The 620-nt window shown below is 68.2% G+C and carries 1 protein-coding gene and 1 pseudogene; both read right to left on the bottom strand.

The genetic code is table 11. The features are described 5' to 3' along the window. A partial coding sequence (locus K4G64_RS39480; protein ID WP_221760650.1) for a roadblock/LC7 domain-containing protein occupies positions 1–160 on the bottom strand: 160 nt, incomplete at its 3' end. Further along, positions 157–620 (bottom strand): annotated as a pseudogene (locus K4G64_RS39475) (ATP-binding protein); the annotation flags it as partial. The gene K4G64_RS39480 and the pseudogene K4G64_RS39475, both read right to left, overlap by 4 nt.

Genomic DNA, 620 nt, shown 5'->3' with positions numbered 1-620 from the left:
ACTGCACACCGCTCATCGCGGCGGCGACGGTGTCCGCGTGGTCCCTTCCGACGCCCTTCGAGGACGCCATCAAGAGCCCGTCGGCAGAGACCAGGACCGCGTGCAGAGCCCCGGGAATCTCCAGGACGCCGTCAAGCATCCATGACAGATCGTTGTTCACGAAACCTCATGCCCTTCGCTGCTTGCGTCATGTGCGTTGCTCGTGCGGCCCGCAGGCTCCGGGAGCGCGGCTCGACCGGACTGCGTGCCGCGCTGGAAGGCACCCATGATCGAGGCGGTCTCCTCTTCGGAGCGGATCGGGGTGCCCGTGGTCATGGGGGCGCCCGTGGTTTCGGTCGGCGGCACGATGGCCATGGCCCGCCTGCGGCGGCGCTTGGGAAGACCGTCGGCGGTCGTGGACACGGCCGCGGCGGGTTCCGGGCCGCTCGGGTTCAGCGAGGGAACAGTGCTCACAGTCTGTGCTCGCTCCCTTGGTTGCGGCATGCTGGTGAGCAGCTCGTCCGGCAGCAGGACCACCGCTCGCACACCCCCGTAGGGAGAGGTCGAGTCGACGGACACCGTGAAGCCGTAGCGCTCACAGAGCACACCGATCACGGCGAATCCGAACTGCGGAGGATTGC

The organism is Streptomyces sp. WAC04114, from assembly GCF_019733245.1.
Lineage (GTDB): Bacteria > Actinomycetota > Actinomycetes > Streptomycetales > Streptomycetaceae > Streptomyces > Streptomyces massasporeus_A.
The sequence above is the reverse complement of the archived record's forward strand: the minus strand, read 5'-3'. Positions and strand labels throughout refer to the sequence as shown.